We start from the raw sequence: 4,260 nt of genomic DNA on the forward strand, positions 1-4,260 counted from the left end.
TGTAGGCTTCCAACATCGCTGTTAGACATTGCTGCCCTGCGCCACTTATCTAGGACCCATGCCCCCGACAGCCCGACTTGACAGCCAATTTCTTTCCCCCAGAGTCCCTGGGTACTCAATTGTTCATAGCCTCGGTTACAGATTTCTTGTGCTGAGGCTATATCTCTATCGACTTCATACTTGCACTCTGGGCAATTATGCCATCTATCAGAAAGTTCCTTTCTGACCTCAATGCGACAATTTGGACAAGTTTGGGATGTACCTTTATGGTCAACTTCAGCGACATAAACACCGCGTTGTTTAGCCACATAGTAGAGAATATCTCTGAACTGACCGAATGCCGCGAAAAACTTGCGTCCTGGCTCTATGAAACCATCACTGGTAGCCAAATAACTATTTAACCCAACATCTACCCCAATAAAGTGACCCTGCGGTATAGGCTCAGGAATAGAAATGTCAGATTGAATGCTTATGACAGCAAACCAGCCAACAGCTTTTTTGATTACCCGAACCTGCGCTCATTATATACTCTGACTCTAAGCTACACCTATCTATTGGACACTTCCTTGAAGAAATCCAGTCCTTTAGCTCTCTAAGGGCGTAATTATAAACACCCCGACAAGTTTCGAGCCACTCGTTTAGCGATTCGACTTGTTCTGCATCAGGATAAATTCGATAGGTGTAGTTCAGATTTAGCATACCTTGATCGTAGCTTAATCTACTGCAAAGGAGAACTTTCGGTAAACGTCAATTTCGGAGGCATTGAACCTCGCTCAATTGACTTGGGAAGTGAAGGCATCCCAACACCAACATTGAGCGACTTGTACCGAGCGTGTTACCGAGCGAAGTCGAGGTAAGTCGAGGTAAGTCGAAATGTATGGTGTGGGATTTATAGCTCCCCAAACCCCTCAACAGTTAATTAGACGAGAACACCGATTTCGTAGTCTAAGCAACTCATAGTTTGGACTCAAGGCGCGTCTTGAGAATAACCCAGACTCATTGTACCGGGCTTGAGGTGAATTTCGGGGCTAATGGTGGTGTCAGCATTTGTATCCATTGCCTGAGCTGAGTTTAAGCTAACTCTTAGATCACCCGTTGGCGTGACGCCTTTAATGATGCCACGATGTCCATTGACCTGAATCGAGGCTCCCTGATGAAACAGTAACCCTTGATAGGACAACCGTAAATTCTCAATGCCTGATTCTACCCCGTAGTGATACCCCGATCGCAATCCCTGGATCACGATTGCGGCTAACATTTCCAGGGAGGTTACGGATGGACTCATGGGTTGAGTCGCAAAAAAGGATTGTAAATTAATCCCTGTTTCTGGCACAGGATTACTCCAGTTAATGCCTACACCAATCACCGCTTTCGTAATTTGCCCCTGAGACAGTCGAGTTTCGGTGAGAATCCCCCCCAACTTATAGCCCAATAACAGCAGGTCATTGTGCCACTTAATCAGGACAGGAATACCATAGCATCTCAACGCCATAGCAATGCCCCAAGCACTGCACATGGTTAGCTGGGCGCTATTGCAGGCTTCCACATTCGTGGTTAAAGCCAACGATAAGTATAGCCCACCCGGAGCAGATTGCCATTGCCGTCCCCACTGTCCTCGTCCGGCGGTTTGTTGAGCGGCGATAACAATGGTAGGAGGTGGGGTTCCTCTGTCTAGTAATTCCCAGAGGGTTTGATTAGTAGACGATAGGCTGTCAACTAAATGGATAGGACAATCCCCGGTGTGTTGAAGTCCTGGGAGTCTAGAGTGGGATAGCTGTTGCGTGACGGTTTGCAGGGCTATTTCCAGAGCTTGTTGATTAAGTACCACTACAGCTTAAAGTTTAGTAAGCTAGCTTATTGTACTCCTGTGCTTCGCTCTTTTTGACACAGCAGACAATAAACCATGAACCATGAACCATGAACAAAAATCAATGCATACGTGGCACTGGCAAACGTGGGATAACTTACCGTATCTAACCTGTAGCTTGCTAGAACCTTGGCGTCACGGCTTCTTCACCTCAGCCTTTTCACCCCATACTCCTGACCAAATCGTTGAAGCCTTGCAGCCTGAAGCGGATGTTTATCGGGTACGCCAAGTGCATGGCAATACTGTCTTGACCCCCTCGGAAATTGTCAGTTCAGTCAGTCAACAGGAGACTCAGACACCTGACAAGCCTGCGGCTGATGGTATCCTCACAGAACAATCCCAGCAATCTGTATGGGTTTGTACGGCTGACTGTACACCTGTACTGATTGGTGATGAACAAACGGGACAAGTTGCGGCGATTCATGCGGGATGGCGAGGCACAGCGTCTCGAATTGTACCCAATACGATCGCGCGATTCCTAGAAACAGGTAGCCGCTTAGACAATCTGAGGGTTGCCATGGGACCGGCAATTGCGGGAGACGTGTATCAAGTTTCGGAAACCGTCGCCATAGACGTGGGTTCTAGTATTATCCCAACGGATAAAACAACTCCCGAATTAATTTTGCCGCAATTACAGCAGCTTCCCCATTCCCCCATTTTCGATGATCCCCATCCGGGACGAGTTCGCTTAGATGTACGGCGGGTAAACGCGATACAACTTGAACAACTCGGCTTCCAGGATGAACAAGTTGCGATCGCGCCTCACTGTACCTATCAGCAACCGGAGTATTTCTTCTCCTATCGTCGCACTCAGCAAAAAAAGGTGCAGTGGTCAGGAATTGTCAGTAAATAAAATTATAGGGGCGCATAGACGTGCATTGGTGTCAACTTAAGGTAAAGAACTCTTAGAGCGGGGGTGTAGGGGCGGGTTTTACAGATAACATGAAAGCACCCAACTGATAACTTGAATAAACCCGCCCTTCGACCGTGGCTAAAAATTAGAATGGGTAAGGATTATGGCTTAAGTTGACACGGATGATAGACGTGCGCCCTTACTGGGAAAAACAAAGGACAAATGATCAATTACATTTCCGACGCTGTCGTTTGACCAATGAACGGTGACAGGTAAGCCACTAACGCCCCTAGCGCAAACGCCAATACATTCCGGAATAAAGGCAACCATTCAGCCGTCCGAGTGACAACAGGACCGATTCCGAAAGCAATGAAGAGAATACCCCACAAGGGAGAAAAGATTAACGCCCATTGCCAAGCCACAAGTTGTCCATCTTTGCGCGGAATCGCCGCAAATCCCAAAACGACACCACCAACTAAGGAGGTAATCAGGGTGAGAATCCACTGTTCTTGAGGCAAGCCCGGAACCACTCGACATCCACCCTTATTTAGGCAGGTTTTAACCGTCTCTAATGCATTGACAATTGCCTGGTTTTCCCCATTCTCGCGCACAAAGTAGAGGTTGCCAAAGCGTGTCTGTAACTCGACCCAAAAGGTACGGGGTAGAAACTGATATAAATCGTCGCCCACATTAAAGCCCAACAGATTACCGCCGCGTGGGTCAGCAATCAATAAAACGCTTTTATCATTGAGTCCCCAGTAATCCCGCACCGCTAAACCCGGTGTACGGTCATATTGGGTGAGTACCCGCAGCTTCCAGCCTGTTTGCGCCTCAAAGGTTTCTATGTCTTGAATTAAGGCTTCCTCTTGAAGCTGGGGCAGCAGATTCGCCAAGTCAATAATCGGTGTCTGGGTTTCCGGGAGTAGGTCAGGGTTGTTATAAGCCTGGGCAGATGGTGCGATCGCCCAAACCGAGCCAGCTATACAAAATGATGCCAAGATTACCAAAAATCGTTTGAAAAGATCCAGCATTGCGATACACAGAACAATGGACAGGGGTGAAATATCTTAAACGGGAGATAAGGTTAGGTTAAGGTACAAGTTTCTTTACACTTGTTTACTTTACTCTAATATTTGTCATTTGTCATTCGTTATTCGTCAGGGAACAGGGAACAGGGAACAGGGAACGGGGAACAGGGAACAGGGAACAGGGAATAGGCAATAGGTAAGGTAGAGTTTTGAGTTAACTTGACTTCCTCATCTCCCCCATCTTCCTCATCTCCCTCATCTCCCTCATCTCCCTCATCTCCCTCATCTCCCCCATCTCCCCCATCTCCCCCATCTCCCCCATCTCCTGATAACTGATAACTGCTCACTGATAACTGATAACTCCCCCCGCTCCCCCTGACAGGTGTAGGTTTTTTATTTTAGGGTGGGGACAAGACAAGGAGGACAAGGAAGGAAAGAAGACAAGGAGGAAAAACCGTACAAAATTAGGTTCGGTCAAACTCACTTCTAAAAGCCGAAACGCCCTATTTTCC

General features: G+C 47.5%; 4 protein-coding genes and 1 pseudogene. 1 reads left to right on the top strand and 4 read right to left on the bottom strand.

Annotated features, from left to right (window positions below):
• Both RIE73_RS16100 and RIE73_RS16105 read right to left on the bottom strand, forming a co-directional pair.
• Positions 1 to 699: pseudogene (locus tag RIE73_RS16100) on the bottom strand (RNA-guided endonuclease InsQ/TnpB family protein); the annotation flags it as partial.
• Between the two features lie 268 nt (positions 700 to 967).
• Positions 968 to 1,828 (bottom strand): biotin--[acetyl-CoA-carboxylase] ligase, encoded by an 861-nt coding sequence (locus RIE73_RS16105; protein ID WP_446402135.1) that lies wholly within the window; start codon positions 1,826 to 1,828, stop codon positions 968 to 970.
• A gap of 82 nt (positions 1,829 to 1,910) precedes the next feature.
• On the opposite strand from RIE73_RS16105, the gene pgeF reads away from it, so the two are divergent.
• Positions 1,911 to 2,720: a peptidoglycan editing factor PgeF gene (gene pgeF / locus RIE73_RS16110; protein ID WP_446402136.1), complete on the top strand. Its 810-nt coding sequence runs from the start codon at positions 1,911 to 1,913 to the stop codon at positions 2,718 to 2,720.
• A 230-nt stretch (positions 2,721 to 2,950) separates the two neighbouring features.
• Here the strand turns inward: pgeF and RIE73_RS16115 are convergent, their stop codons facing one another.
• Together RIE73_RS16115 and RIE73_RS16120 are read right to left on the bottom strand one after the other, a co-directional pair.
• Positions 2,951 to 3,751: a TPM domain-containing protein gene (locus tag RIE73_RS16115; RefSeq protein WP_446402137.1), complete on the bottom strand. Its 801-nt coding sequence runs from the start codon at positions 3,749 to 3,751 to the stop codon at positions 2,951 to 2,953.
• A gap of 119 nt (positions 3,752 to 3,870) precedes the next feature.
• Positions 3,871 to 4,095: a hypothetical protein gene (locus RIE73_RS16120; protein ID WP_446402138.1), complete on the bottom strand. Its 225-nt coding sequence runs from the start codon at positions 4,093 to 4,095 to the stop codon at positions 3,871 to 3,873.
• Between the last annotated feature and the right edge of the window lie 165 nt (positions 4,096 to 4,260).

Origin of the sequence: Coleofasciculus sp. C1-SOL-03, assembly GCF_040220555.1 — a bacterium.
GTDB lineage: Bacteria > Cyanobacteriota > Cyanobacteriia > Cyanobacteriales > Coleofasciculaceae > Coleofasciculus.